The organism is Streptomyces sp. NPDC001536 (genome assembly GCF_042894505.1).
Classification (GTDB): Bacteria; Actinomycetota; Actinomycetes; order Streptomycetales; family Streptomycetaceae; genus Streptomyces.
Window position 1 is genome coordinate 1,065,673 of the sequence record NZ_JBIAVQ010000001.1, and the last position, 26,169, is coordinate 1,091,841.

Annotated in this window: 21 protein-coding genes and 1 tRNA gene; 4 read left to right on the plus strand and 18 right to left on the minus strand. The window is 71.0% G+C overall.

Features of this window, described 5'->3' with window-relative positions; all coding sequences use genetic code 11:
• The first annotated feature begins 22 nt into the window (after positions 1 to 22).
• Positions 23 to 763 carry a thioesterase II family protein gene (locus ACFY0U_RS04810; RefSeq protein ID WP_388630147.1) on the plus strand — a complete coding sequence of 247 codons (741 nt, stop codon included), beginning with the start codon at positions 23 to 25 and terminating at the stop codon, positions 761 to 763.
• A gap of 32 nt (positions 764 to 795) precedes the next feature.
• A complete protein-coding gene (locus ACFY0U_RS04815; RefSeq protein ID WP_388630150.1) occupies positions 796 to 2,856 on the plus strand; it encodes an amino acid adenylation domain-containing protein in 2,061 nt (686 codons plus the stop codon).
• Between the two features lie 3 nt (positions 2,857 to 2,859).
• Here ACFY0U_RS04815 and ACFY0U_RS04820 read toward each other — a convergent pair whose 3' ends face one another.
• Positions 2,860 to 4,323 carry an MFS transporter gene (locus ACFY0U_RS04820; RefSeq protein WP_388630153.1) on the minus strand — a complete coding sequence of 488 codons (1,464 nt, stop codon included), beginning with the start codon at positions 4,321 to 4,323 and terminating at the stop codon, positions 2,860 to 2,862.
• A gap of 217 nt (positions 4,324 to 4,540) precedes the next feature.
• Between ACFY0U_RS04820 and ACFY0U_RS04825 the strand changes: the two genes are divergently transcribed.
• Positions 4,541 to 4,615: transfer RNA gene (locus tag ACFY0U_RS04825), tRNA-Cys, on the plus strand.
• Between the two features lie 73 nt (positions 4,616 to 4,688).
• On the opposite strand, the gene ACFY0U_RS04830 is transcribed toward ACFY0U_RS04825, so the two are convergent.
• The 11 genes from ACFY0U_RS04830 to ACFY0U_RS04880 all read right to left on the minus strand — a co-directional run bounded on the left by ACFY0U_RS04830 (position 4,689) and on the right by ACFY0U_RS04880 (position 17,352).
• The gene (locus ACFY0U_RS04830) at positions 4,689 to 5,858 is read right to left on the minus strand and encodes an SUKH-4 family immunity protein (protein WP_388630156.1); all 1,170 of its coding nucleotides are present in this window, start codon (positions 5,856 to 5,858) and stop codon (positions 4,689 to 4,691) included.
• 436 nt (positions 5,859 to 6,294) lie between these two features.
• The gene (locus tag ACFY0U_RS04835) at positions 6,295 to 6,417 is read right to left on the minus strand and encodes a hypothetical protein (RefSeq protein ID WP_384161607.1); all 123 of its coding nucleotides are present in this window, start codon (positions 6,415 to 6,417) and stop codon (positions 6,295 to 6,297) included.
• A complete protein-coding gene (locus ACFY0U_RS04840; RefSeq protein WP_388630159.1) occupies positions 6,414 to 8,723 on the minus strand; it encodes a xanthine dehydrogenase family protein molybdopterin-binding subunit in 2,310 nt (769 codons plus the stop codon). Before ACFY0U_RS04840 ends, ACFY0U_RS04835 begins: the two co-directional genes overlap by 4 nt.
• The gene (locus ACFY0U_RS04845) at positions 8,720 to 10,378 is read right to left on the minus strand and encodes a 2Fe-2S iron-sulfur cluster-binding protein (protein ID WP_388630162.1); all 1,659 of its coding nucleotides are present in this window, start codon (positions 10,376 to 10,378) and stop codon (positions 8,720 to 8,722) included. Before ACFY0U_RS04845 ends, ACFY0U_RS04840 begins: the two co-directional genes overlap by 4 nt.
• Positions 10,375 to 11,268, minus strand: a complete 894-nt coding sequence (locus tag ACFY0U_RS04850; protein WP_388630165.1) for an FAD binding domain-containing protein — start codon at positions 11,266 to 11,268, stop codon at positions 10,375 to 10,377. The genes ACFY0U_RS04845 and ACFY0U_RS04850 overlap by 4 nt, the downstream gene beginning before the upstream one ends.
• Before the next feature lie 242 nt (positions 11,269 to 11,510).
• Positions 11,511 to 13,121 (minus strand): beta-N-acetylhexosaminidase, encoded by a 1,611-nt coding sequence (locus tag ACFY0U_RS04855; RefSeq protein WP_388630168.1) that lies wholly within the window; start codon positions 13,119 to 13,121, stop codon positions 11,511 to 11,513.
• 15 nt (positions 13,122 to 13,136) lie between these two features.
• A complete protein-coding gene (locus tag ACFY0U_RS04860) occupies positions 13,137 to 13,994 on the minus strand; it encodes a carbohydrate ABC transporter permease (protein WP_388630171.1) in 858 nt (285 codons plus the stop codon).
• A complete protein-coding gene (locus ACFY0U_RS04865) occupies positions 13,991 to 14,923 on the minus strand; it encodes a carbohydrate ABC transporter permease (protein WP_388630174.1) in 933 nt (310 codons plus the stop codon). Before ACFY0U_RS04865 ends, ACFY0U_RS04860 begins: the two co-directional genes overlap by 4 nt.
• Positions 14,924 to 14,964: 41 nt before the next feature.
• Positions 14,965 to 16,266 carry an extracellular solute-binding protein gene (locus ACFY0U_RS04870; protein WP_388630177.1) on the minus strand — a complete coding sequence of 434 codons (1,302 nt, stop codon included), beginning with the start codon at positions 16,264 to 16,266 and terminating at the stop codon, positions 14,965 to 14,967.
• A gap of 196 nt (positions 16,267 to 16,462) precedes the next feature.
• Entirely contained in the window at positions 16,463 to 16,750 is a 288-nt protein-coding gene (locus tag ACFY0U_RS04875; RefSeq protein WP_079309856.1) for a DUF3039 domain-containing protein, read from the minus strand.
• A 29-nt stretch (positions 16,751 to 16,779) separates the two neighbouring features.
• Positions 16,780 to 17,352, minus strand: a complete 573-nt coding sequence (locus tag ACFY0U_RS04880; RefSeq protein WP_046258927.1) for a YqgE/AlgH family protein — start codon at positions 17,350 to 17,352, stop codon at positions 16,780 to 16,782.
• 254 nt (positions 17,353 to 17,606) lie between these two features.
• On the opposite strand from ACFY0U_RS04880, the gene murA reads away from it, so the two are divergent.
• Positions 17,607 to 18,953 carry a UDP-N-acetylglucosamine 1-carboxyvinyltransferase gene (gene murA / locus ACFY0U_RS04885; protein WP_046258926.1) on the plus strand — a complete coding sequence of 449 codons (1,347 nt, stop codon included), beginning with the start codon at positions 17,607 to 17,609 and terminating at the stop codon, positions 18,951 to 18,953.
• A 98-nt stretch (positions 18,954 to 19,051) separates the two neighbouring features.
• On the opposite strand, the gene ACFY0U_RS04890 is transcribed toward murA, so the two are convergent.
• The 6 genes from ACFY0U_RS04890 to ACFY0U_RS04915 all read right to left on the minus strand — a co-directional run bounded on the left by ACFY0U_RS04890 (position 19,052) and on the right by ACFY0U_RS04915 (position 26,160).
• On the minus strand, positions 19,052 to 19,333 hold the full coding sequence (locus ACFY0U_RS04890; protein WP_007382399.1) for an HU family DNA-binding protein: 282 nt from the start codon (positions 19,331 to 19,333) through the stop codon (positions 19,052 to 19,054).
• A 332-nt stretch (positions 19,334 to 19,665) separates the two neighbouring features.
• A complete protein-coding gene (locus ACFY0U_RS04895) occupies positions 19,666 to 21,078 on the minus strand; it encodes an NAD-dependent malic enzyme (RefSeq protein ID WP_046258925.1) in 1,413 nt (470 codons plus the stop codon).
• Between the two features lie 298 nt (positions 21,079 to 21,376).
• Entirely contained in the window at positions 21,377 to 23,827 is a 2,451-nt protein-coding gene (locus ACFY0U_RS04900) for a HelD family protein (protein WP_388630182.1), read from the minus strand.
• A 69-nt stretch (positions 23,828 to 23,896) separates the two neighbouring features.
• Positions 23,897 to 24,724, minus strand: a complete 828-nt coding sequence (locus tag ACFY0U_RS04905) for a zf-HC2 domain-containing protein (RefSeq protein WP_388630185.1) — start codon at positions 24,722 to 24,724, stop codon at positions 23,897 to 23,899.
• Entirely contained in the window at positions 24,724 to 25,245 is a 522-nt protein-coding gene (locus ACFY0U_RS04910) for a sigma-70 family RNA polymerase sigma factor (protein WP_010039908.1), read from the minus strand. Before ACFY0U_RS04910 ends, ACFY0U_RS04905 begins: the two co-directional genes overlap by 1 nt.
• 318 nt (positions 25,246 to 25,563) lie before the next feature.
• The gene (locus ACFY0U_RS04915; protein ID WP_388630187.1) at positions 25,564 to 26,160 is read right to left on the minus strand and encodes a CGNR zinc finger domain-containing protein; all 597 of its coding nucleotides are present in this window, start codon (positions 26,158 to 26,160) and stop codon (positions 25,564 to 25,566) included.
• Positions 26,161 to 26,169: the final 9 nt, after the last annotated feature.

A 26,169-nucleotide genomic window follows, 5' to 3' on the forward strand; every position in this document is an offset into this window, starting at 1 on the left:
GGGGCAGAAGGTGTCAAGGAACGTGACCCTGGCGGGGGCCGACCCGGAGCGGGCCGTGCTGCGGGTGCTGATCGTGCCGCACGCCGGGGCGGGCGGGGCGAGCGGGCAGCCGTTCGCCGCGCACGCGCCGGACGACTGGCTGGTGGCGACGGCCCGGCTGCCCGGACGCGAGTCCCGCGTCCGGGAGACCGGGCGCGACCTCGACGCGCTCACCGCGGACGTCACCGCCACGATCCGGGACCTGCCGGGCTCGGCGCCCCTGCTGGTGGTCGGCGTCTGCTCGGGTGCCGTGATCGCCCTGGAGGCACTGCGGCGTTCGGGCTCCGCCGGTGTCGCGGGCCTCGTCGTGGTGTCCCAGTGGGCGGTGAACGAGAAGCCCGACCCCGGCCGCCGTCCGCTGCGCGACCTCGACGTCAACCGCGACCGTGCCGAAGTCCTGGACGCCCTGAGGGACTTCGGCGGCGTACCGGACGCCCTCGCCGCGAACGAGGAGATGCTCGGCCTGCTGCTGCCCGCGATCGTCGCGGACATCAGAGCCGTCGAGGACTACGTCTGCGACCCCTTCGACCCGGGCGTCCCCCTCCTGACCGTCTTCGGCGACGAGGACGACCTCTGCACGGAGGAACGCACCGACGGCTGGTCCCTCTTCGGCCCCCACACCCGCACGGTGTGGCTCCCCGGGCGCCACCTTCTGCTGGTGGACGAGCCGGGGGCGCTGGCTACGGCGGTGGCGGAGAACCTGGATCACTGGGGGCTCGTATGACGGGGGTGGCGAGTACGGCGGGGGGCGCGGGTATGGCGGGTGCGCCGGGTACGGCGGGTGTGCCGGGTGTGCCGGGTGTGCCGGGTGTGCCGGGTACGGCGCGGGTCGCGGGTATGGCGGGGCCGACAGGCGCGGGGGATGCGACGGGTACGGCGGACGCGGTGGATACGACGGATTCGGCGGGCGCGGTCAGTGCGGTGGGCACGGCAGGCACGGCAGGTGCTACGGGCGCGGTCAGTGCGGTCGGCTCGGCAGGCACGGCAGGTGCTACGGGCGCGGTCAGTGCGGTCGGCTCGGCAGGCGCGGCCAGCGGCGCGGAGGTCACCGGTGCCGTTCACCGGGTCGACGCGTTGCTGCTGGAGCGTCTCGGGCGGGACCCGGATCGGACCGCGCTGGTCTGTGCCGACGGCACGTCGGTGAGTGCCGGGCGGTTGCGGGAGCGGGTGCTGGCCGTGGCCGCCGCGCTGCGGGCCCGCGGGCTGGGGCCCGGGGACCGGGTGGCGGTCTATCACGAGCGGTCGGTCGAGTTCGTGGCCGCGGTGCTGGGCGTGGCCTGCGCGGGGGCCGCGCACGCGGCGTTCGACGTGGCCGATCCACCCGCCCGCACGCTCGGCATGCTGGAGGACTGCGCGCCGCGCGCGGTGCTGACGAGCCGGGCCCTGCGCGACCGCCTCGACGGCTGCGGGGTCCCGATGCTCACGGACGACGAGTACCGCGAGGGTCGTACGGCACCGGTGGACGGCTCCCCGGACGACCCCGTAGCCCTGATCTTCACCTCCGGCTCCACCGGCCGCCCCAAGGCCTCCCTGATCAGCCACCGCGCCCTGGTCTCCCGCATGAACGCGCTCCAGACCACGCACCCCATGACCGAGGACGACCGGATCGTCCACCACACCACCTGCACCTTCGACATGTATCTCGCGGAGATCTACTGGCCGTTGCTCTCCGGCGCCACGCTCGTGCTCGCCGCCCCCGGCGGACAGCGCGACGCCGACCACCTGGCGGCGCTGATCCGCGACCACCGCGTCACGACGATGTACTTCGGGGTGTCGCTGCTGGAACTGTTCCTGCTGGCCCGCGACGAGACCGAGCGCTACGACGGTCTGCGCCAGGTCCTGACCGGCGGCGAGCCGCTCCCCGCCGACCTGGTGCACCGCTTCCACGCCCGCTCCACGGCCACCCTGACCAATCTCTACGGCCCCAGCGAGTGCACGATCCACTGCACCGCCTGGGTCTGCCCGCGCGACCCCGCCGTGGACACGGTCCTCATCGGCTCCGCCGTCCCCGACACCGAGCTGTGGGTCCTCGACGACGAGGGCCGACCGGTGCCCGAGGGCGAACCCGGCGAGCTGTACATCGGCGGCGCGGGCCTCGCCCTGGGCTATCTCGACCGCCCCGAACTGACCGCGGAGCGCTTCCTCCAGTCGCACCCGGTGGCACCGGGCCGGCGCCTCTATCGCTCCGGCGACCTCGTACGGGCCCGGCCCGGCGGCGCGCTGGAGTTCCTCGGCCGGGTCGACCGGCAGGTGAAGATCCGCGGGGTCCGGATCGAGCTCGGCGAGATCGAGTCGACGGCCCGGCGCTGCGCGGGCGTGCGTCAGGCGGTCGTGGTGGCGCACGGCACGGGACTGGAGAAGGCGCTGGCCGCGTTCGTCGTACCCGAGACGCCGTCCGCGCCGGCCGCCGAGCTGACGGCGTTGGTCCGCGCGTCCCTGCGCGGCTGGCTTCCGCCCACGATGGTCCCGGCGACGGTCGAGCTCCTCGACGCCGTCCCGTTCACACCGAACGGCAAGGTGGACCGCCTGCTGCTGGAGTCCCGGGCGGCCCGCACCACGCCGTCGCGCCCCGCACCGGCGGCGGACGCGGACGTCGAGGAGCTGGTGGCCGCCGTCTGGTGCGAGGCCCTCGGGCTGGACTCCGTGAAACCCGATGACGACTTCTTCGACCTCGGCGGGAACTCGTACAACGTGGTCGAGACCGTCACCCGCCTCAGGGAGCGGCTGGGCGCGGAGATCCCGCTGGCGGCGCTGCTGGAGGAGCCGACCGTACGGGGGTTCGCCGAGGAGATACGACGGGTCACGGGGCGCGCGTGAGGGTCAGGCCCGGGGTGTGGCCGGCCGTTCCCTGAGGCGGGTCGTCACCCACGCCCCGACCAGGGCCACCGCCGCCATCGGCAGGAACACCGCGGCGAACGCGGCCGGGTGGGAGCCGGTGGCCCCCGTCGCCGTATGGCTCACCGTGCCACCGCCCAGGGCCGCGAACGCGGCGCCGCCCGTCGCCAGCAGGACGACGTTGGACAGGGCGTCGGAGATCTGGAGGGAGGCGGAGTTGGTGCCCGCCTGGGAAGGGGCGGAGAGCTGGAGCAGCAGCACACTGGTGGAGGCGATCACCAGGCCCATGCCGAAACAGCCGAACCCCCAGACCACGGCCAGGGTCCACACGGGTACCGCGGCGATCAGCACGCTCGGTGCGGCGGCGATCGAGGCGGCGACCAGGACCATGCCCAGCGTCATCAGGCGCTGCCGGTAGGGCTCGACCCGCGGCCGTGACTGCACCCATGAGCCCAGCGCCCAGGTGAGGCCGCCCGCGGCGAGGGAGAAACCGGCGAGCGTCGGGGACAGTCCCCGCTGGGTGACCAGCATCAGCGGGACGAAGGACTCGGCGGCGATGAAGGAGCCCGCGGCGACACCGCGCAGCAGCACCACGGAGGGCAGTCCGCGCGCCGCCCGGTAGGTGCCGCGCGGGAGCAGCCCGAGCACGGCCGGCACCAGCAGCGCGGCACCGGCGACGCCGGGGACGAGGGAGAGCCAGCGGAGGTCCTGGGCGGCGTACTGGAGGAGTCCGGCGCCGAGCGAAACGGCGAGGGCGAGCCGGATACGGCGGCGGTCGAAGGAGGCGCTCCCGTCAGCCCCCTCAATGGGCCCCGAGGCCCTGCGCCGTATCTGCGGCAGGGCGAGGGCCAGCGGGAACACGACCAGCACCGGAATCCCGACGAACACCCAGCGCCAGCCGAGGTGTTCGGTCACCGCGCCCGAGGCGAGCGGCCCGACGATCGACGGCACGATCCAGCCCGCCGCGAAGGCCGCCATGATCGCCGGCCGCAGCCGCTCGGGATAGGCCCGCCCGACAACGACGTAGAGGGCCACGATGACGAGCCCTCCCCCCAGCCCCTGCACGGCCCGCCCGAGGATGAACAGCCACATCGCGGTCGCCGTCCCCGACAACAACAGCCCCGCCGCGAAGGCCGCGATCCCCCCGGTCAACGCCCCGAGCGGCCCCCGCCGATCGGACCACTGCCCGGCGAGCACCATCCCGAACAGACTCGTCGTGAAATACCCCGAGAACGCGAACGCGTACAACGACACCCCGTCCAGCTCCCGCGCCGCGACGGGCATAGCCGTCCCTACCGCAGTCGCCTCGAACGCGATCAACAGCACCACGGACACGATCCCGATACTGAGCGCCCGATAGGGCCGGCTCAGCACCCCCTCCTCAACAACAGTGGCCAGGTCGGGGACGGTGTCCGCGGCATCGGTGCCGCGCGGTTCGAGGGCTGTCATGGTCGCCAGCGTAAGGGCCACGACCTACTTTGACCCCTGTCGAGAGACGGCCCGCCGCCAGGACCTTGGTCGTACGACCAGCGACGGACGCCCCGTTCATGAACGGCGTATGGCAGTCCCGTTGCAGCCCCCGCGATCCCCTTGAGCCACCCCCTCCCCCCGCCATACGGTCGTCTCACCCAGTCCGGGAAGGAGTCCACGCCTCCGACCCGAACACGGCCGTGTGCCCGAGTGGTTTAGGGACTCGCCTGCAAAGCGAGTTACGTGGGTTCGATTCCCGCCACGGCCTCCACCATCCTGACCAGGCGGAACACAAGGGCGGTACTCCAGAAGGGGTATCGCCCTTCTGGCCGGTCCCGGGCGCCTCAGTCGGCGCTGAGTACTCCGCCCGCCTCGTCCTGGAACGCCTCCGTCCAGTAGTGCCAGTCGGCGTCCGTGGTCGTGATGGTCGGGTCTACGGTCGACAGGACCTGGAGCATTGTGGCCGCCAGCTGGGCGTACGGGCCCTCGGACAGGCCGTGTTCCAGGTTCTCGTCAAGCGAGCGCTCGTGGTGCAGGAGCCAGAGGGTGAAGGCCAGCGTGGACACGTCGGTGTTGAGGGGGTACAGCCTCGCCTCGGGCTCGCTCCAGTGCAGGACCGTGCCTGTTCTGCCGTCGAGGAGCAGGCTGTTGTCCTCGATCAGATGGCCGAGGCGGATCAAGTGGTCGGCGTCGGCGGGGAGTTGCGCGTGGGGGTCGTCCGCGTGGTGTTCGGTGAGGGTGGGGAGGGGGACGTCGGTGTCCAGCTGGAAGAGGACGGCGTCCTCGGGCAGGCCGGTGTCGCGCAGGAAGCGGCGGGTCGGTTCGTGGGTGAGGGTGGCGGGGAAGTCGACGTCCTCGAAGCGCCAGACCCCGCCCTGCCCGAACTCCTGGTCCAGGAGACGGGCGGGAAGGTCCAGGGCCGGACCGGACGGCGTGCCCGGGCCCGCGACGAGGGACAGCGGGCGGATCAGCGCCGCCATCCGCCAGTACGGCGGCACCTCGCCGTCCGCGCCCTCCTCGAAGACCGCGAGCAGCTGACGCGAGGCCTCCGCCGCCACCTGCGGTCCGAAGCGGCCGGCGTAGGAGGCGAACTGTCCGCGCAGTTCGGTCAGTTCCTCCGCCGCCGTCGCGAAGCGCACCAGCTTCTCCAGCGAGGGGGCCAGCGGGCGGCGCTCCATGAGCTCCGGTGTGTCGTACCAGAAGTCGGTCGTGGACACCTCGCCCGTCGCGCCGTCGAGCAGGACCGGTTCCGTCTCCTGGCCCTCGATGTCGAGCAGTCCGCCTATGACCAGCTGGTCCCGCAGCTCCTCGGCGAGCCGCCCCTCGGGGTCGCCGGTCGCGTCGGTCACCGTGCGCAGGCCCTCGCGCTCCAGCTCGGTGAAGCTCAGCAGGCCGATGCCGGAGGGCAGTCCGGGCCCGGCCAGCCAGCGGCGCGTCGAGGCGTGCGTGACGAAGCGTTCCAGGTCGTCGTCGGTCAGTGTGATCACCGCGGTGGCGGTGGCGGTCGTGCTCATTGGTCCCCCGTGCGTGCAAACTCACTGTCCCCGAGCAGGGCGGGACGGGCCGAGCGGTGCGGATCCCGCCGTCGTTCCCCACTGACAGGAACACTACGCGGCACCACTGACAACGCCCCTTGGCTCAGAAGACGTCAGGCGACCCTCGCGCGTTCCCTCCCCGCCGCAATCGCCTCCACCGTCTCCCCCACCGACAGCTCCGAGGTGTCCAGCCACAGGCCCATCCGCGGTGTCCCGGCCCGCAGCACCCGGTCCGGTTCCGCGACCGTCCAGTGCGCCCCGTACCTCGTCTTGCCCCGCCCCGCTGGGACTCGCCCTCGCCGCCGACGCCACCGTCGTAGTCCTGGCGTCCGGAGACGAGCATCCGCCGGAAGAGGTCCCCACGGACGTGCGCCGCACGCGGCAGACGCCGGGCATCACGTCGGATACGCGCTCATCACGTCAGATACACGCCGCCCAGCACGACCACGATCGCCGCGAGCGCGAACACCAGGATCCACACCAGCAACTTCCCGACGCTGGGCGGCGGTTCGTACCGCTGCGGATCCTGCCCGCTCACTGTGCCGTCACCACCGCGGCCTGCGGCCGGATCGGCAGCCGGTTCACGGGGCGGCCGGTGGCGGCCCGTACGGCGGAGGCGATGGCCGCCGGTGACGTCACCACCGGTACCGCGCTGACCGCCTTCGCGCCGAAGGGGGCGACCACGTCCCGCTCCTCGACCAGCTTCACGATCCTGATGTCCGGTGCGTCCAGGGCCGTCGGCAGCGCGTAGCCCGTGAGGTCGGGGTGGCGGATCAGCCCGCGCGCGGTACGCAGGTTCTCCGTCAGCGCTATGCCCACGCCCTGGGTGACGCCGGCCTCGATGCGCGCGGCGAGCTGGGCCGGGTTCAGGATCCGTCCCACGTCCTGGGCGACGGCGAGTTCCACGACGCGGACCGAGCCGAGTTCGATGTCGACGTCGACCACCGCGCGGATCGCGCAGAAGGCCATGCCGACGAAGGCGTCGCCCTGGCCGGACTCGTTCAGGGGTTCCGTGGGGTGCGGGCGGCACTGTGCCGTCGCCCACAGCTCCTTGCCGTCCATCGCCTCGGTGACGGTGGTCGACAGGACGCCGTCGTACGAGGTGATCTTGCCGTCGGTGATCTGGAGCAGCTCGGTGGACATCCCGAACTTGTGCGCCAGGGGCTGGAGGAGCTGGGTGCGGACCATCTTCGCGGCCCGTTCCACCGCGCCGCCCGAGACCCAGGTGTGGCGGCCCCGGCAGCCGGGGCCCGCCGGGGGCTGGTCGGTGTCCACGGGCGCGACGTGCACCTCGTCGATGCCGAGGGTCTCCTGGACGATCTGGCGGGCCAGCGTCGTGAAGCCCTGGCCGGTCTCGACGGCCGCGCACAGGACCGTGGCCACACCGTCGTGGACCTTCACGGTGGCGGTGGAGACCTCGTCGGCGCCCTCCGCGCCGAGCATGTGCACCATGCCGAGGCCGTAGCCCACGCCGCGCCGGATCGCGCCCGGCTCGCCCGCGCCCTCGGGACCGCCGGGCAGCAGCCACTCGTCCTCGGGGGTGTCCTTGGGCAGCGCGGGGAGGGGGAAGTCGCGTACGGCCTGCAACAACTCCGCCACCGGCGCGGGGCAGGTCACCGTCTGGCCGGTCGGCAGGACGTCGCCGGTGGCGAGCGCGTTGCGCAGGCGCAGTTCCGCCGGGTCGATGCCGAGCTTCTTGGCCAGCTTGTCCATCTGCGCCTCGTAGGCGGCGCAGACCTGCATGGCGCCCTCGCCGCGTACATGGCCGGAGGGCGGGTTGTTGGTGCGGACGGCCCAGCCCTCGATGAAGGCGTTCGGGACGACGTAGGGGCCGCAGGCGAAGCCCACGGCGGCGGCGAGGGCCTCGGCGGAGGTGTCGGCGTAGGCGCCCGCGTCCAGCAGGATCTGCGCCTCGACCTTCACCAACTTGCCCTCGGCGTCGGCGTGGTGGCGGTAACGCAACAGGGTGGGATGCCGGTGCGCGTGGCCGAGGAAGGACTCCTCGCGCGTGGCGGTGAGTTTGACCGGGCAGCCGGTCTTGAGCGCCAGCAGGCCGAGCGGGAGCTGGACGCCCTGGTCCTCGCGGTCGGCGGTGGCGCCGGGGACGCCGGTGACGACGATCTTGACGCGCTCGGGTTCCAGGCCGTAGCAGGCGGCGGCGGTGTCCCGGTCGGTGTGCGGGTCGGTGGAGGCCAGGTACAGCTCGACGCCGCCGTCGGGGCGCGGCACGGCGAGGCCGGCCTCGGCGCCGATGGGGGCGGGGTCCTGGCGGCCGATGCGGTACTGGCCCTCGACGATGATCTCGCCGCTCACGGACGGGTCGCCGTGGTGCAGCGGGATGTGCCGGATCAGGTTGCCGTCGGCGTGCAGCGGTTCGGCCTCGAAGGCCTGCTCGGGGTCGGTCACCGGGTCGAGCACCTCGTACTCGACGATGACGGCCGCGGCGGCCATCCGCGCGGTGTCGGGGTGGTCGGCGGCGACGGCCGCGATGGGCTCGCCGTGGTGGCGTACGACCTCGGAGGCGAAGACCGGGCGGTCGGCCTTGCCGCGGCCGTGGACCGGGCTGCCGGGCACGTCCTCGTGCGTGACGACGGCGCGTACGCCGGGCATCTCGCGTGCGTGGGACGTGTCGATGGACACGATGCGCGCGTGTGCGTGCGGGGAGCGCAGTACGGCCGCCCACAGCAGGCCCTCGGCCCACAGGTCGGCCGCGTACGGGAAGGTGCCCTCGGTCTTGGCGCGGGAGTCGGCGGCCGGCAGGGAGACGCCGATGCCGTGCGGGATCGGCTCGGGGGCGGGGGCTGCCTCCGCGGGGGTGGTCGCGGTGGCGGCTTCGTTGCTCACGCCTGACCTCCGTCCTGTCCGTACGCCTGGTCATGGCGCGGCTCGAAGGCCGACGGGTTGACGCCGCCGGCTCCGGGGCCCGCCTGATGCGGGATACGTGCCTCGTCCGTGTCCGACTCAGATTCCGCCGCGGCGTGCGCCTCGCGCTCCGCGACGACCGCCTGGACGGCGTCCACGACGCCCCGGTAGCCGGAGCAGCGGCACAGGTTGCCGCACAGCGCCTGGCGGGTCTCCAGCTCGGAGGGCGCGGGGTTGCCCTCCAGGAGGTCGTGCACGGTCATCGCCATGCCGGGCACGCAGAACCCGCACTGCACCGCGCCGCACTTGGCGAGCGCGCGCTGCACGTCGGAGGGCTGCCCGTCCTGGGCGAGGCCCTCGACGGTTCGGACCTCGCTGCCGGCGGCGGTGACGGCGGGCACCAGGCAGGAGGCGACGAGCCGTCCGTCGACCTGGACGTTGCACGCCCCGCACTCGCCCTGCGAGCAGCCGTCCTTGGCGCCCGCGAGGCCGAGGCGTTCGCGCAGCACGTAGAGCAGCGACTCGCCGATCCAGGCGTCGGCGACGGGGCGTTCGACGCCGTTGACGCGCAGGACGTAGGAGGCGAGGGGGTGTTCCTCGCCGGAGGGTGCGGGGGGCTGCTCGTCGGGGGTCTCGGCGGTGGCTTCGGGGTCGGCGGCGTGCTCTTCCGCGGTCTCCGTCCCGGCCTCGTCGTCGCCGTCGGCCGGGGTGTGCTCCGCGTGCGGCTCGGCGGCCGCCTCAGGGCTCTCCGCGGCCTCTCGGGCGCCTTCGGGCCCTTCGGCCGCCACCGCGGTCTCACCGGGGCCCTGGGCGGGCTGTGAGGCGATGGGGGCGGGGGTGTCCGCGGAGGGCTCGGCGTCGCTCGTCTCCACGCGCGCGTGGGCATCCGATACGGCGTGGTCCGGGGCGTCGGCGACCGCGTGACCGCCGGTGTGGGCGGCGGGCGGCACGTGCGCGTGGGCGTCCGCGGCGGAGTCGTGGTGGCCGTCGCCGGGTGACACGTGCGCGTGTCCGTCGCCCGGCGTGCCCTCGTGCCGGTCGCCGGCCGGTCCGCCGTGCTCCTGTCCGCCGCCCGGCGGCTCGGAGCCCCACGGCTGTCCCGTCGGTGTCGCCCACGGGGCGGGCGCGCCGCCGGGCAGGGTGGCCGGCGGGGTGCCGCCCCACTGCTCGACCAGCGCCGACGTGGTGAACTCTCCCGATTCGTCCGGAAGGTCACCACCGGCGACGGGGATCGACCACTGCCCGGTCACGTCGTGACCCGGCGCGGGGGCGCTCTCCGCGGCCTCCGTGTGCTCCGGGAAGTTCCACTGTCCGGTCGCGCCCGGGTTGTACGTGAACCGGTCGTCCCCGGCGCCCTGCGGCACGGCGTTGGGGTCGGGCCACTGGGTGCCGTCGGCGGGCACCGCCCAGGTGCCGGTGGCCGCGGGGTCGGTGCCACCGGGGGCCGCCGTTATCTGCGGCGGCACATAGCCGTGGCCGGGCGCGGCGAGCGGACTGTCGGAGGCCAGCAGGGCCTCGATGCCGCCCTCGGGGAGCTTGACGAAGGCGGTCGCGCCGTCGTCGTAGTCACCCTGGGGCAGCGGGTCCCAGCGGCCGCCGCCCTGGGGTGTGCCCTCTCCGTGCCGGTCGTCGGTCACGACAGCGCCCTCCCCAGTGCTCGTCGGGCCAGCGCGGCGACGGTGCGCCGCAGATGCAGTACGCCGGGCGGAAGCGGTTGTACGGAGCCGTCCGGCTCCGGGGTCGGGTCGGGGATGCAGGCCGCGGCGACGTACTCGCCGAAGGCGTTCAGCGCCTCGGGGACGAGCGTGCGGTTGTTGTCCCAGTCGATCAGCCGGCCGACCCACTGCTCGGCGTCCAGGGGCCGCAGCGGCATCGGCGCTATGGCTCCGACGGCGCACCTGACTCCGCGCCGGGCGGGGTCGAGGACGAGCGCGACGGAGGCCATCGCGCGTCCGGGGCCGGTGCGGCCGGTGGCCTTGAGGAAGACCTGCGGGGCGTGCAGCAGCGGCACGCGCACGAAGCCGATGAGTTCGCCGGCGCGCAGCATCTCCATGCCGGCCAGCAGATGCGACACCGGGATCTCCCGGCGGGCTCCGTTCGGGCCCGCGATGATCAGGGTCGCTTCGAGGGCGGCGAGGACCGGGAGCGCGTCACCGGTCGGGGATGCCGTGGCGATGTTGCCGCCCAGGGTGCCCGCGTTGCGGATCTGCGGCGGGCCCGCCGCGCGTGCCGAGGCGGCGAGCGCGGGGATGAGGGCGGCGAAGTCGGGCCGGCCCATCCGCGCGTGCGTGAGTCCGGCGCCGAGCAGGGCGTGCCCGTCCTGGTACTGCCAGCCGCGGATCTCGCTGATACGGCCGAGGCCCACCAGGGCGGCGGGCCTGAGCTGGCCGGAGTTGACGGCGGCCATGAGGTCGGTGCCGCCCGCGACGGGCACGGCCGCGGGCATGGCGGTGAGGGCCGTCACTGCCTCGTCCAGCGTCGTGGGCAGCGTGACGGCCTGCGCCGCCTGCGGTGCGTGCGTGGTCAAACCGGCTGCCCCTTCCCGCTGCCCCACCTGGTCCCACCTGTTGCTGCCGTACGGTACGTGCTGACAGGGCGGACGTGGCAACTCTGGCACATCTTCGCAGGGGGCGAAGACAGGGGTCCGCTAGGAGGCATTCGCCCACGTCGCCGGGGAGATGGTCCGTTTTCGCACGGCATCACCGGTGCGTACGGATTGACACTCTTCGGTGATGCTTGCGGGCTTTATCCATAACCTGTTCGGGAGACCTACCGGTTCGGGGGCGGTCCCTCGATCGGGCGGCCGAGCACTCCCGGGCGCCGCTGCCAGGGCCGCGGTCCGGCGGGCGGCCGGTAGGAGACGCCCAGGGCGTCAAGTCGCTCGTAGTGCCGGCCCATGCGCCGCTCGAAGTCGGCGTAGTCGCGCTCGGCCGGTGCGGGCAGATCGCTCCAGGCGACCTCGGCGAAGGCCGAAAGCCTGGGAAACGCCTGGTAGTCCACGCGCGCCTGGTCCTCCATCACCTCGGTCCACAGGTTGGCCTGGGTGCCGAGCACATGCGCCGCCTCCGCCGAGGTCAGCTCGGGTGGAACGGGTTCGAAGCGATACACGTCCTCCAGCGTGCGGACGTAGCCGATGGGGACCGGCTCGTCCGCGCCCTCGTGCTGACGGTGGTCCAAGTACACCTGCTGTTCAGGACACATGACGACGTCGTGACCCGCGCGCGCGGCCGTCACGCCACCCGCGTACCCGCGCCACGAGGACACCGCCGCGCCCTCCGCGAGACCGCCCTCCAGAATCTCGTCCCAGCCGATGAGCCGGCGCCCGCGCGCGGTGAGCCACTTGTCGAAGTGGCCGATGAACCACGCCTGGAGCCCGTCCTCGTCGCCGGCCCCGAGTTCCTTGATACGGGCCTGTGCGATGGGTGAGGCCCGCCACTGGTCCTTGAGACATTCGTCGCCGCCGACGTGAACGAACTCACCCGGGAACAGTTCCAGGAGTTCCTCGAAGACGCCCTCGTAGAAGCGCAGGGTGTTGTCAGTGGGGGCGAGTACGTTCGGAGAGATACCCCAGGTGTCCCAGACGGAGAGGGAGGTCGTGTCGATGACATCGGTGTTGCCGAGTTCCGGGTACGCGGCGATGGCGGCCTGCGAGTGTCCGGGTACGTCGATTTCGGGGACGACGGTGATATGCCGCTCGGCGGCGTAGGCCACGATCTCGCGGATGTCGTCCTGCGTGTAGTAGCCACCGTGCGGCTTCTCCTCCCACAACGGCGAGGCCCGGTGGCCGAATTTGGTACGCGCCCGCCATGAGCCGATCTCGGTCAGCCGGGGGTACCTCTCGATCTCGATCCGCCAGCCCTGGTCGTCCGTCAAGTGGAAGTGGAGGACGTTGAGTTTGTGGGCGGCCATCAGATCGAGGTAGCGCAGGACACCGTCCTTGGGCATGAAGTGCCGGGCGACATCGAGCATGAGGCCGCGCCAGCGGAATCGGGGGGCGTCCCGGATCTCCGTCAGGGGCAGCCGCCATGTCCGGCCGGAAAGGGGTGCGCGCCGGAAGGCGTCGGGGCCGAGGAGCTGACGCAGCGTCTGGGCACCCCAGAAGACACCTGCGGGCGAGCCGCCCTGGAGGTGGAGGCCGTGGGGGGCGATGGCGAGGCGGTACGACTCGGCGTCGAGGCCTGGCCGGACGGACAGATGGAGGACGTCGTGCTCGTCCCCCTTCTTGGGCGGCAGCGCGAACCCGGTCGCCGCGCCGAGCGTCGCGCGCAGCCAGCGCGCGGTGCCCTCGGTGCCCGGCCCGGCCTCGATCCCGAAGCCGTCGCCGAGTTCGTAGCAGCCCGTGGCCCGCTCCGCCTGGCGAGGTGCCGGAATGAGATCCATGAATGATCAGACCCTTCAGTCCTTGACCGCTCCGCCCAGTCCTGAGACCAGCCGTCGCTGTACGAGTACGAAGAACACCAGCACCGGAATCGTCATCACCGTGGAGGCCGCCATCACGCCACCCCAGTCCGGCTCGTCCGGCTTGTAGAAGACCAGCAGGGCCATCGGCAGCGTCGACTGGGAGGTGTCGCTGATGATGAACGACTTGGCGAACAGGAAGTCGTTCCAGGCCGAGATGAAGGAAAACACGCTCGTGGCCACCAACCCGGGGAACACCAGCGGGAAAAGGATCTGCCACAGGAATCGCGCCCGGCTCGCCCCGTCGATGTACGCGGCCTCCTCCAGCGCCTCCGGCACCGCTTTCACGAACCCCCGCAGCATCCAGATCGCGAAGGGCAGCGAGAAGGCGATGTGCGGCAGGATCAGCGACCCCAGCGTGTTCAGCTGGCCGAAGTCCCGCATGAGGAAGAAGAGCGGGATGGTGAGTGCCTCCACCGGCACCATCTGCGCCACCAGAAACATGATCAGCAGCGTGGTCCGGAAGCGGAACCGGAATCGTGTCACGGCGGTCGCCGCGAGAAACGCGATCAGTGCGGAGGCGATCACCACCGTGCAAGCCACGACAAGGCTGTTGACGAAATACCGACCGAAATCCTGCTGGCCGAACACCCGCCGGAAGGAATCCAGGGAAGGCGAAAGCGTCCAGGGCCGCGGCTCGGTCGACTCGATCTCCCCGGCCGGTTTGAAGGCGCTCAGCACCATCCAGTACAGGGGGAAGGCGACGGCCACCGCGATGAGCAACGCGGATGCCTCGGCGGCCAACCGCCACGGACGCCTCACAAAAGGCCGCGCCCCGGCTCGTACAAGATTCACAGTTCCTCCCCCTGCCTGCGGAGCAGCCGCAGGTACCCCAGCGTCACGGCGAGCAGGATCAGCAGCATCACGACACCGATCGCCGAGCCGAGCCCGTACTGCGAGGAGGCGAACGCCTGCTGGTAGGCGTAGACGTTCAGGACGAGGTTCTGTCCCGCGATGCCGCCGCCGTTCGTCATGACGTAGATCTGCGTGAAGACCTTGAAGTCCCAGATGACCGACTGGATGGTGACGACCACCAGGATCGGCCGCAGCATCGGCGCCAGCACGGACCGCCAGATCCGCCAGTGCGAGGCACCGTCGAGGGCCGCGGCCTCCAGCACCTCGCCCGGGACGGCGCGGATACCGGCGTAGACCGTGACCATCACGAACGGGAAGGAGCACCACACCACTTCGAGCAGCACGAGGAAGAAGGCACTGAAGCGCCCGTACGTCCACGAGTAGTCACCGAGTCCCAGAACCCGGTTCACCGGCCCGAAGTCCGCGTCGAACAGGAACAGCCACACCGTCGACCCGGTGACGGCGGGAGTCGCCCACGCCCCCAACGCCGCCAGCATCAACGCCAGCCGCGGCACGGCCCGCACCCGCGTGAGCAACACGGCGAGCGCACACCCGACAGCGAGCGTGGACACGACGCAGGCCGCGGCGAAGACGACGGTGGCAAGCAGTACGTGCCAGAACTGCGAGTCGCCGAAGAGCTCGGCATAGTTCCCGAACCCTTCGAACGTGGTGGGTTCACCACCACTCACCTGGGCCTGGGTGTACTTGAAGAGGGAGATCAACCCGAGCTGGTAGATGGGATAGACGAGCAGAGAGCCAAGAACGATGAGAGCGGGCGCGAGATAGAGCCAGGGAGCCTTCTGACGCCGCGAGCTCCGACGCCGATAGGGGCGCGGGGAACTGCGCGACAGGCCACGAACCACCCGCACCCGCGAACGCTCCGCAGCCCCCGAGCTCGTAGGCGTGACGCTCACCCGGCGGAGCCAAACGCCTCGTCCATCTTCTTGGCCGCATCCTTCGAGGCCGCAGCGACACCCTTCTTACCGCTTATGACCTCCTGCAACATCGTCGGCAACACCAACGACGAATCGATCTGCGACCACCCCGGCGACGCCGGCACGAACTTCGTCCCCGCCCCCAGCGTCTCCGCGAACGGCTTCACATACGGCGCCTCCGCCGCCACCTCCCGCCGCACATCGGTGAACGTCGGCAGAAAGCCCATCGCGTCGAACATCGAGGCCTGCGTCTTCTTCGACGCCAGCCGCTCCATCAGCTCGACGGCCAGCGTCCGGTGCGACGTGCTCTTCAGCACGCCGATGTTGTTGCCGCCCGCGAACGCGGGAGCGATCGAGCCGGCCGCGACCCCCGGCAGCGGGACGACCGCGTACTTGCCCTTGACCTTGCCCGCCTCGACCGCCGTGTGACTGAAGTCGCCGCCGATCGCCATGCCCGCCTTGCCGGCCGCGAACGCGGTGATCGTGTCGTTGCCGCCGAAGCCCGCGCACTTGGCGGCGGGACAGTTGTCGTCCGAGAACAGGGACGTGTACGCCTTGATGCCCTTCTGGGCGGCCGCGCTGTCGATGGCGGAGGTGTAGGAGCCCGAGGCGCCGGTGGCGAGTTCGCCGCCGTTGGCCCATACGAACGGCATCGCGCCGTACGTGTAGGCGCCGCCGACGACCAGGCCGTACAACTCGGGCTTGGCGGCCCGGATCTCGCGGGCCGTGGCAGCCAGCTCGGCCATCGACTTCGGCACGTCGAGGCCGAGTTCCTCGAACACGTCCGTGCGGTAGTACAGGGCGCGCACACCGACGTAGAAGGGCGCCCCGTACACCTTGCCGTCCACGGTGACCGACTGCTTCGCCGTGGGGTCGGTGTCCTTGGCCTCGTTCCAGGCGCCGAACTCCTTCGTGACGTCCAGGAGTCCGCCGTCCTTCACATAACCGGCGGTGTCGGTGTTGCCGTACTCCATGACGTCGGGCGCGGACTTCGGGTCGTTGAAGGCGGCCTTGACGCGCTGGGCGCGGGTGTCGATCGGGATGTACTCGACGTCGACCTTGGTGTCCTTGTGGGTCTTCTGGAAGGCGGCGACGACCGAGTCGACGACCTTCTCCTTGGGCTTGTTGCCGACCTCCTGGAAGAGCCAGACGCGCAGGGTGCCGGTCTTCTCGTCCTTGTCGGAGGAGGAGTTGGTGGAGGTCTGCGGGGCGCAGGCGGTGACGACGAGGGCCGTGAGCAGGACGGCCAGGCGGGGGGATCGGGAGGAGCGCTTCATGGAGTGGGGCCTCCGAGCATGCGTTGCAACATATGCAATTACAGTTTCGCTCTGCACAACGGAGGCTAGGGACTACATGAACATGCCCACAAGAGGTCTCAACCACTTCGTGACATGCGAAAGGCCCCCGGGGCGCGTCGGAACGCGCCCCGGGGGCCTCACGAAGCTCAGTCGGGCGGCGGGCCCGGCAGCGGACCTACTTGTCGCCGCCGCCCTTGCCGTCGCCGTCCCCGCCGGCACCCATGGACTCGTAGATCTCCTTGCACATGGGACACACGGGGTACTTCTTCGGGTCGCGGCCCGGTACCCACACCTTGCCGCACAGCGCCACGACGGGGGTCCCGTCGAGGGCGCTCGCCATGATCTTGTCCTTCTGGACGTAGTGGGCGAAGCGCTCGTGGTCGCCGTCGCCGTGGGACACCTGTGGCGTCGGCTCTACGAGGGTCCCCGTACCAGTCCCGCGCTCGGGCTCAAGAGTGCTCATAAACGCAAGGGTACTGAAGCTCACAGCCGTCAGTTGAGCGAAGGGTCGTCCGGATACGTGGCCACCATCGCGAGCTCGTTGCGCTGGCGGCGCAGAACCTCGCGCCAGAGTCTTTCCGGGGACGGGGAGGAGACGTCACCGGGCTCGGACTCGACGACGTACCAGGCGCCCTCGACCAGCTCGTCCTCCAGCTGGCCGGGCCCCCAGCCGGCGTATCCGGCGAAGATCCGCAGCGACCCCAGGGCCGAGGCGAGAAGTTCCGGCGGTGCCTCCAGGTCGACCAGACCGATCGCGCCGTGCACCCGGCGCCAGCCCAGCGGGGCGCGCTCACCGGAGGCGCCGCCCGGGATGACGGCGACGCCGAGCGCGGAGTCGAGAGAGACCGGGCCGCCCTGGAAGACGACGCCGGGCTCACCGGTGAGGTCAGCCCAGCCCTCCAGGATGTCGCCGACGTCCACCGGGGTGGGCCGGTTGAGGACGACACCGAGGGAGCCCTCCTCGTCGTGGTCGAGAAGGAGCACCACCGCACGGTCGAAGTTCGGGTCCGCCAGGGCGGGCGTTGCCACGAGCAACCGCCCTGTGAGCGAGGACACCTCGGTCATGCCAGACATGATCCCGCATCTTCCCCGCGAGCGGGGAGGCAATGCCGCTACGGCCGTGAATGCAGCTCAGAGCGCAACCGTGCGCCCCCACGCGCGCAGCTGCCACCGTGACCCCACGTGCCCGACGGCGAACGGTTCGTGTTGTGACACAGCTATGACGTGACTGGGCGGCACTTGGGCTTACGGAAGGGGGGTAGGCGGCGATTACCCTTTCCCTTCTGGCCACCTGCCCCACCAATCGGAACGCGAGATACATGACCGTCAACGGCTCTGACGACGTACTGCTTGTCCACGGCGGCACCCCGCTGGAGGGCGAGATCCGTGTTCGCGGTGCGAAGAACCTCGTACCGAAGGCCATGGTCGCCGCCCTGCTGGGCAGCGGGCCGAGTCGACTGCGCAACGTTCCGGACATCCGTGACGTGCGCGTCGTACGCGGTCTGCTGCAACTGCACGGGGTGACGGTCCGTCCGGGTGAGGAGCCGGGCGAACTGGTGATGGACCCGACGCACGTGGAGAGCGCGAACGTCGCTGACATCGATGCCCACGCGGGTTCGAGCCGTATCCCGATCCTGCTGTGCGGCCCGCTGCTGCACCGCCTCGGGCACGCCTTCATCCCCGGTCTCGGCGGCTGCGACATCGGCGGCCGGCCCATCGACTTCCACTTCGAGGTGCTGCGGCAGTTCGGCGCGACCATCGAGAAGCGGGCGGACGGACAGTTCCTGGAGGCGCCGCGGCGGCTGCGCGGCACCAAGATCCGGCTGCCGTACCCGTCGGTGGGCGCGACCGAGCAGGTGCTGCTCACCGCGGTCCTCGCCGAGGGTGTCACCGAGCTCTCCAACGCCGCGGTGGAGCCGGAGATCGAGGACCTCATCTGCGTCCTGCAGAAGATGGGCGCCATCATCGCGATGGACACGGACCGCACGATCCGTGTCACCGGTGTGGACCAGCTCGGCGGCTACAACCACGCCGCCCTCCCGGACCGCCTGGAGGCCGCCTCGTGGGCTTCCGCGGCGCTGGCGACCGAAGGCAACATCTACGTCCGCGGCGCCCAGCAGCGCTCGATGATGACGTTCCTGAACACCTACCGGAAGGTGGGCGGCGCCTTCGAGATCGACGACGAGGGCATCCGCTTCTGGCACCCCGGCGGCCAGTTGAAGTCCATCGCGCTCGAAACCGACGTGCACCCGGGCTTCCAGACGGACTGGCAGCAGCCGCTGGTCGTGGCGCTCACCCAGGCCACGGGGCTGTCGATCATCCACGAGACGGTCTACGAGTCCCGCCTCGGGTTCACCTCCGCGCTCAACCAGATGGGTGCTCACATCCAGCTGTACCGCGAGTGCCTGGGCGGCAGCGACTGCCGCTTCGGCCAGCGCAACTTCCTCCACTCGGCCGTCGTGTCGGGCCCGACGAAGCTCCAGGGCGCCGACCTGGTCATCCCCGACCTCCGCGGCGGCTTCTCCTACCTGATCGCCGCACTGGCGGCCCAGGGGACCTCCCGGGTGCACGGCATCGACCTCATCAACCGCGGCTACGAGAACTTCATGGAGAAGCTCGTCGAGCTGGGCGCGAAGGTCGAACTGCCGGGCAAGGCGCTCGGATAGCCCGGTCCTTGAGTACGACGATGGGGCGGCCCCTGGAAAAGGGGCCGCCCCATTGGCGTTACTGCGCCTCGTACGTCGTCCCGGACGTACCGTCAGGCTTACTTGCCCTTGGCGGCTTCCTTGAGCTTGCTGCCCGCGGAGACCTTGACGCTGTAGCCGGCGGGGATCTGGATCGGGTCGCCGGTCTGCGGGTTGCGCGCGGTGCGAGCGGCACGGTGGGTGCGCTCGAAGGTCAGGAAGCCGGGGATGGTGACCTTCTCGTCGCCCTTGGCGACGATCTCGCCGACGGTCTCGGCGAACGCGGCCAGCACGGCGTCGGCGTCCTTGCGGGTCACCTCGGCGCGGTCGGCCAGGGCGGCCACCAGCTCACTGCGGTTCATGTTGTTACTCCCGTGTTCTTTTGCCGTTGGGGCGTGCCACGCGGCAGAGCCGCATATTCGGCACAGCGATGCCGATGCTGCCAGGGTTCTCGGTAAGGCCCCGGACCCGGGTCCGTCGTCAGACCCTCGCGCCCAGAGACGCATCCTGCCCCCACCTGCGGCGCGAAAGCCAATCCGGCACCCGTAGGAATCGTGAGAACACCCTTGGGTGTCACACGAAGAGAGGCCCCGAGCCTGGCCGTCACGATAAACGGCGGCCAGGAGCCCCGGGTTCCACGACGCGCCGATGCAAGGCCTTGCCGTGGTGATCCTCACAGCCCGGGCACATCGTCCTACGAGGACGCCGCCGCCTTCGCCGCCTCGCGCACCGCTCCGGCGACCGCGCCCGCGACCTTGTCGTTGAAGACGCTGGGGATGATGTAGTTCGGGTTCAGCTCGTCCTCGGTCACCACGTCCGACAGGGCGGTCGCGGCGGCCAGCATCATGTCCGTGTTGACCGTGCGGGACTGGGCGTCCAGCAGACCGCGGAAGACACCCGGGAAGACCAGCACGTTGTTGATCTGGTTCGGGAAGTCGGAGCGGCCGGTGGCCACGACGGCCGCCGTCTGACGGGCGATCGCCGGGTCCACCTCGGGGTCGGGGTTCGCGAGCGCGAACACGATGGCGCCCTCGGCCATGGCGGCCACGTCGTCGCCGTCCAGGACGTTCGGGGCGGAGACGCCGATGAAGACGTCCGCGCCGCGCACGGCCTCCTTCAGCGTGCCGGTCAGGCCCTCGGGGTTGGTGTTGTCGGCGATCCAGCGCAGCGGCGAGTCCGCGGCGGCGGACACGAGGTCCTCGCGGCCCGCGTGCACGACACCGTGGATGTCGGCGACGACGGCGTTCTTGACGCCCGCGGCGATCAGCAGCTTGAGGATGGCCGTACCGGCCGCGCCCGCGCCGGACATGACGACGCGAATGTTCTCAATCGCCTTGCCGGTGACGCGAAGTGCGTTCTTCAGCGCGGCGAGGACGACGATCGCGGTGCCGTGCTGGTCGTCGTGGAAGACGGGGATGTCGAGGGCCTCGCGGAGCCGCGCCTCGATCTCGAAGCAGCGGGGCGCGGAGATGTCCTCAAGGTTGATGCCGGCGAAGCCCGGGGCGATCGCCTTGACGATCGCGACGATCTCGTCGGTGTCCTGGGTGTCCAGGCACAGCGGCCACGCGTCGATGTCGGCGAAGCGCTTGAAGAGGGCCGCCTTGCCCTCCATGACCGGCATGGCGGCCATCGGGCCGATGTTGCCGAGGCCGAGGACGGCGGAGCCGTCCGTCACGACCGCAACGGTGTTGCGCTTGATGGTCAGCCGGCGGGCGTCCTCGGGGTTCTCGGCGATCGCCATGCAAACGCGGGCCACACCCGGCGTGTAGATCATCGAGAGATCGTCACGGTTGCGGATGGGGTGCTTGGACTGCATCTCGATCTTGCCGCCGAGGTGCATGAGGAACGTACGGTCGGAGACCTTGCCGAGCGTGACGTCCTCGATGCCGCGCAGCTGCTCGACGATCTCCTCGGCGTGGGCCGTGGAGGTCGCCGCGATGGTGACGTCGATGCGGAGCTTCTCGTGGCCGGAAGCGGTCACGTCGAGGCCGGTCACCGAGCCTCCGTGGGACTCCACGGCCGTGGTGATCTGGGACACCGCGGTTCCGCTCGCGGGCACCTCCAGACGGACCGTGATCGAGTAGGAGACGCTGGGCGCCGTTGCCATGGCCGACTTCCTCTGCTTTCACCTTTGACGCTGTATGCCGTCCGATCGTCGCACCTACTGTCGAGTAGGCGTTAGCCGCCTGGGATTGCGAACGTTTTGTTCACAACGAGAGAGGCCCACGTCCAAGGACGTGGGCCTCTCTCGCAGTCAGTGACACCGACCCGCCATGCTCGCCTCGCGGCAAGTGGTCCCTCTGAGGGACGAAGGTTGGGCCCGGGGGCTTGGATCGGGCCGGTGTCACACCCAGGCTAACAAACAGATCCCGTAAGGCCATTCCCGTCTCGACAGTTCATATCGATCAATCTCTGAGAAGGTCGGGCACCCCGGTCGCGTCGGGCTGGTCACGCTCCCCCGACACGACCGTCAGCTGCTGGGTCGCCCGGGTGAGTGCCACGTACAGCACCCGCAGGCCGGCCGGGGACTCGTCGGCGATCTCGGCCGGGGAGACGACGACCGTCGCGTCGTACTCCAGGCCCTTGGCCTCCAGACTGCCCAGCGCCACCACCCGGTCGCCGAGCCCGGCCAGCCAGCGGGCGGCCTCCTCGCGGCGCTGCATGGCGACGACCACGCCGATCGTGCCGTCGACCCGGTCCAGCAGACGGGCGGCCTCCTCGCGGACGGTGCTCGCGAGGGATTCCCGTACGACCGCGAAGCGAGGTTCGACTCCGGTGGACCGTACGGCCCGCGGGGACTCGGAGCCGGGCATCGCCAGGGCCAGCACCCGGGAGGCGAGTTCGGCGATCTCCGAGGGATTGCGGTAGTTCACGGTGAGCTGGAAGCGCCGGCGCGGCCGCGTGCCCAGGGCCTCGTCGCGCGCCTCCGCCGCCTCGTCGGGGTCGGACCAGGAGGACTGGGCCGGGTCGCCGACGACCGTCCAGGTGGCGTGCCGGCCGCGGCGGCCGACCATGCGCCACTGCATCGGCGTGAGGTCCTGGGCCTCGTCGACGATGACGTGCGCGTACTCGGTGCGCTCCTCGGCGAGCCGCTCGGCGCGTTCGCGCTGGGTCTCCTCGCGGACCGGCATCAGCTCCTCCAGGCCGGTCAGCTGGTCCAGCGGGTCCAGGTCACGCCGCTTCCTGGGGCGGGCCGGGGTGCCGAGGATCGCCTGGAGCTCGTCGAGCATGGCGATGTCGTGCACGGAGTACCCGTCCCGCCGCAGCGAACGGGCGACCTTGCGGACCTCGCCGGGGTTGAGGATCCGGCGGGCCCAGCGGCCCAGGCGGCGCTCGTCGGCCATGGCGGCGAGGACGGTCTTCGGGGTGAGCTCCGGCCACCAGGCGTTCAGGAAGTCGATGAAGCTGTCCTCGGTGCTGACGTCCTCGTCGAAGGAGGAGCGCAGCTCGGCGGCGAGCTCCGGGTCGGTGTGCCGGCCGGCGGCGCCGGAGCGGGACCACAGGGCGTCCAGGAGGAGCTTGCGGGCGCGGGGGCGCAGCAGGTTCACGGGGGCCGTGCCGCTGAGCGCGTTGTGGCGGATACGTTCCAGCTCCGGCGCCTCCAGCTCCAGGCGGCGCCCGAAGGCGACCACGCGCAGCCGGGTGGGCGTGCCCTCGGGGGCCTGGCCGGTGGAGTCGTCGTCGCCGAAGGAGAGCTGGCCGGTGGAGTCGTCGTCGCCGAACGGAAGCTGACCGTTGGTCTCGCCGCGACCGCGCCGGGAGGCGCCACCGCGGCCGCGCTGCCCGGACGCGGCGCCGGTGGGCCCGGAGGTTCCCTCCAGCGCGCCTCGTGCCGCTTTCCGCAGCACCTTGAGCATCCGGTACGAGCCCTTGGCGCGGGCTGTGGAGGGAGAGTCGTAGAGCGTGGCCTCCACGCCGTCGACGAGTGAGCCGATCGCCCGGATGGCGACCTGGCCCTCCTCGCCCAGGGAGGGGAGCACGCCCTCGGTGTACGCCACCAGGAGCGGGGTCGGCGAGACGATGAGGATGCCGCCGGAGTAGCGGCGCCGGTCCTGGTAGAGCAGATAGGCGGCGCGGTGCAGGGCCACGGCCGTCTTGCCCGTCCCGGGGCCGCCCTCGACGTAGGTGACCGAGGCCGCGGGGGCCCGGATGACCAGGTCCTGCTCGGCCTGGATGGAGGCGACGATGTCCCGCATGGTGTGGCTGCGGGCCTGGCCGAGGGCGGCCATCAGGGCGCCGTCGCCGATGACGGGCAGCTCGTGGCCGTCGAGGAAGGCCTTGAGCTCGGGGCGCATGAGGTCGTCCTCGACGCCGAGGACACGGCGGCCCTTGGAGCGGATGACCCGCCGGCGCACCACCCGGCCGGGGTCGACGGGGGTGGAGCGGTAGAAGGGCGCCGCGGCGGGGGCCCGCCAGTCGATGACCAGCGGCGCGTACTCGGAGTCCAGGACTCCGATCCGGCCGATGTGCAGGGTCTCGGCGATGTCGGCGGTGTTGTCGTCCCGCACGGCGCCTTCGGCGGGTTCTACGGCGGTGTAGGCGCCGTCGGGCCCCTTCTTGCCGTCCTTGCCGAGGAGCAGGTCGATCCGGCCGAAGAGGAAGTCCTCGAACTCGTTGTTGAGCCGGTTGAGGTGCACCCCCGCCCGGAAGACCTGCGCGTCCCGCTCGGCGAGCGCGCCGGGTGTGCCGACCTGACCACGCTTGGCCGCGTCGTTCATCAGGAACTCCGCCTCGTGGATCTTCTCCTCGAGGCGCCGGTACACCCGGTCGAGGTGTTCCTGTTCGACGCTGATCTCCCGATCCCGAACCGAGTCGTGAACCGGGTCGACCGCGGTTTGTTGAGCCTGAGCGGCCACCGGGCCCCCTTCTGACGTGCTGGGCAGCCGTCAACCGTACGCGAAGGGGACCCGATGCAGCTACGTCAGTTACGCATCGACTTCGACGAGTCGCTTGCCGCCGAAGGTCATGACCTCGAAGTGATCGATGTCGTTCAGGTCGAAGGCGGCGCCGCCGTGGACGTAGAGCGGCTCCTTGGCCTGTTCGGTCTTGGCGTTGGCGATGCCATAACCCCAGGTCGGGACGGACCAGGAGGTGACCGTCTCGCGCTCGCCGTTCTTGCCGACGGCGATGAGGGAGCACTTCTCCGGGCCCTTGACGTTCTTCAGCTGGAGGACCGCGTGGGTGCCCCAGGCCTTCTCCTCCACGGCGACGGTCGCACTGACGTCCGTGTTGGGGTCGGTCGCCGTCAGCTTGTCGTCGATGGTGTCGAAGGCTTCCTTGGCGGGGCTGCTGCCCGCCCCGTGCGCCGAGACGTTTCCGCCGGAGTCGTCGCCGGTCGCCCCTACGGCGACCAGGGGACCGCCGACGATCAGGGCGGCCGCCGCGGCCACCATGTAGAAGGCGCGCCTGCGCTTCTGGGCGCGGCGTTCGGCGACCTCGTCGACGAGCTTGTTCACCAGCCGCGGACTGGGCTTGGCGGAGAGGGACTCGCCGATCGCGGGGGTGCCGGAGCCGGGCAGGTCCGCGAGCGCGGCCAGCATCGGTTCCATCCCGGCGAGCTCGTCGAGCTGCTGGGCGCACCACTCGCAGGTCGCGAGGTGCATCTCGAAAGCGGTTGCCTCGGCGTCGTCGAGAATCCCGAGGGCGTAGGCGCCTACGGTCTCGTGCTCGTTCGGCACCGGAGAACCCTGCATGGAGCCAGACATACCCGAACCACCACTACCGAATCCCTGGTTTCCCCCGTAAACACTCATCACGCCGTCACCCCCCGCTCCTCCAGTGCCAGCTTCATCGACCGCAGGGCGTAGAAGACCCTGGAACGGACGGTTCCGCTGGGTATCCCGAGCGTCTCGGCCGCCTCATTGACGGTACGCCCCTTGAAGTACGTCTCGACGAGCACCTCCCGGTGAGCGGGGGTCAGGTCGTCGAGCGCGTCCGACAGCGTCATCAACCACAGCGCCTTGTCGATCTCGTCCTCCGCGGGGATGACCTCCAGCGGCGACGGATCGACCTCCTGCGGCCGGGCCTGCCGGCTTCGGTGGCCGTCGATGACGATGCGCCGGGCAACCGTCACCAGCCAGGGGCGTACAGATCCGGTCGCTCGATTGAGCTGACCGGCGTTCTTCCAGGCACGGATCAGCGTCTCCTGCACAACGTCCTCTGCTCTTTGGCGGTCTCCGGCGACCAGCCGCAGCACATAGGCGAGCAGGGGTCCTGCGTGCTCTCTGTACAGAGCACGCATGAGCTCCTCATCAGGTTCCGAGGGCTGGGACATGCGATGTCGGGCCCTCGATCCACGTTCATTGGCCACGACGGAATCCTTGCGCACGCCCACCTCCGATGTCCGGGGGTTCCCCCAGCCGGTCGCTCAACACGGGGTACGGACGCGGTCCGTTGAGTGTTCAAAGTGACATGACAGTTTTCTTCAGGATGCCGAGACTAGGGGGACATGGGCGCACATACCCACCCCTCGATCTTTACATTTCCACCACATTGACGCGAGGGCCGTGACTGCCCGTGAGCCGTCGCGAGTAAACGGCATGTAATCGAAATCACTTCGACAGCCGCCCCACAGAAGGGACATAACGCCCCCTCAGGCGCGCGAGAGTGCCGCCCGACGCCGGTGCCGGGCCACCCTTTCCCGGTTCCCGCACACCTCACTGGAGCACCAGCGCCTCCTGCGCCCCCGGGACGTATCGAGATAGACGATCGGGCAGTTGTCGCCGGCGCACTGCCGCAGACACGCCCTCGCGACGGGGTCGGTGAGCAGTTCCACGGCGTCCCGGGCGATCGCCCCCAGCAGCGCGGCGAGTTCGGGAGGGCTCGCCAACTTCCTGACGAGCGTGCCGTCATCGCCGCGCACGGCACGCGGTGCCGGGGGCGCGGTGCGGGCCAGGTCGTTGACGCGGGCGAGCGCGAGGTCGTACGTCGGCCGGGGCTCGGGGACGAGTCGTGCGCGTACCAACTGGCTTGTCTGCCCACGAAGTTCGCGAAACCCGACGAGCCAGGACGCATCGGCGTGCGCCAACGGGGTGCCCGGTGGTACGAGTCCGGCTCCGGTGATCCAGGCGAACAGTGCCTCGGTCGAGTCGAGCCGTTCGACGGGGTGGGTGGTCGCGAGGAGATCGAGGCAGATCCGCCCCGCGTCGAACCGCAGCTCGTACGGGGCCGTGGCCGTACCCAGTGCCATGTGCCTGTC

Excerpts from the sequence above, each read along its gene's own strand:
- ACFY0U_RS04870 (WP_388630177.1), bottom strand. The coding sequence starts at position 16,266 with ATGAAGCGCTCCTCCCGATCCCCCCGCCTGGCCGTCCTGCTCACGGCC.
- ACFY0U_RS04905 (WP_388630185.1), bottom strand. The coding sequence starts at position 24,724 with ATGAGTGTTTACGGGGGAAACCAGGGATTCGGTAGTGGTGGTTCGGGT.
- murA (WP_046258926.1), top strand. The coding sequence starts at position 17,607 with ATGACCGTCAACGGCTCTGACGACGTACTGCTTGTCCACGGCGGCACC.
- ACFY0U_RS04855 (WP_388630168.1), bottom strand. The coding sequence starts at position 13,121 with ATGGATCTCATTCCGGCACCTCGCCAGGCGGAGCGGGCCACGGGCTGC.
- ACFY0U_RS04815 (WP_388630150.1), top strand. The coding sequence starts at position 796 with ATGGCGGGTGCGCCGGGTACGGCGGGTGTGCCGGGTGTGCCGGGTGTG.
- ACFY0U_RS04880 (WP_046258927.1), bottom strand. The coding sequence starts at position 17,352 with ATGACCGAGGTGTCCTCGCTCACAGGGCGGTTGCTCGTGGCAACGCCC.
- ACFY0U_RS04910 (WP_010039908.1), bottom strand. The coding sequence starts at position 25,245 with ATGTCCCAGCCCTCGGAACCTGATGAGGAGCTCATGCGTGCTCTGTAC.
- ACFY0U_RS04830 (WP_388630156.1), bottom strand. The coding sequence starts at position 5,858 with ATGAGCACGACCGCCACCGCCACCGCGGTGATCACACTGACCGACGAC.
- ACFY0U_RS04820 (WP_388630153.1), bottom strand. The coding sequence starts at position 4,323 with ATGACAGCCCTCGAACCGCGCGGCACCGATGCCGCGGACACCGTCCCC.
- ACFY0U_RS04915 (WP_388630187.1), bottom strand. The coding sequence starts at position 26,160 with ATGGCACTGGGTACGGCCACGGCCCCGTACGAGCTGCGGTTCGACGCG.
- ACFY0U_RS04875 (WP_079309856.1), bottom strand. The coding sequence starts at position 16,750 with ATGAGCACTCTTGAGCCCGAGCGCGGGACTGGTACGGGGACCCTCGTA.
- ACFY0U_RS04890 (WP_007382399.1), bottom strand. The coding sequence starts at position 19,333 with ATGAACCGCAGTGAGCTGGTGGCCGCCCTGGCCGACCGCGCCGAGGTG.
- ACFY0U_RS04895 (WP_046258925.1), bottom strand. The coding sequence starts at position 21,078 with ATGGCAACGGCGCCCAGCGTCTCCTACTCGATCACGGTCCGTCTGGAG.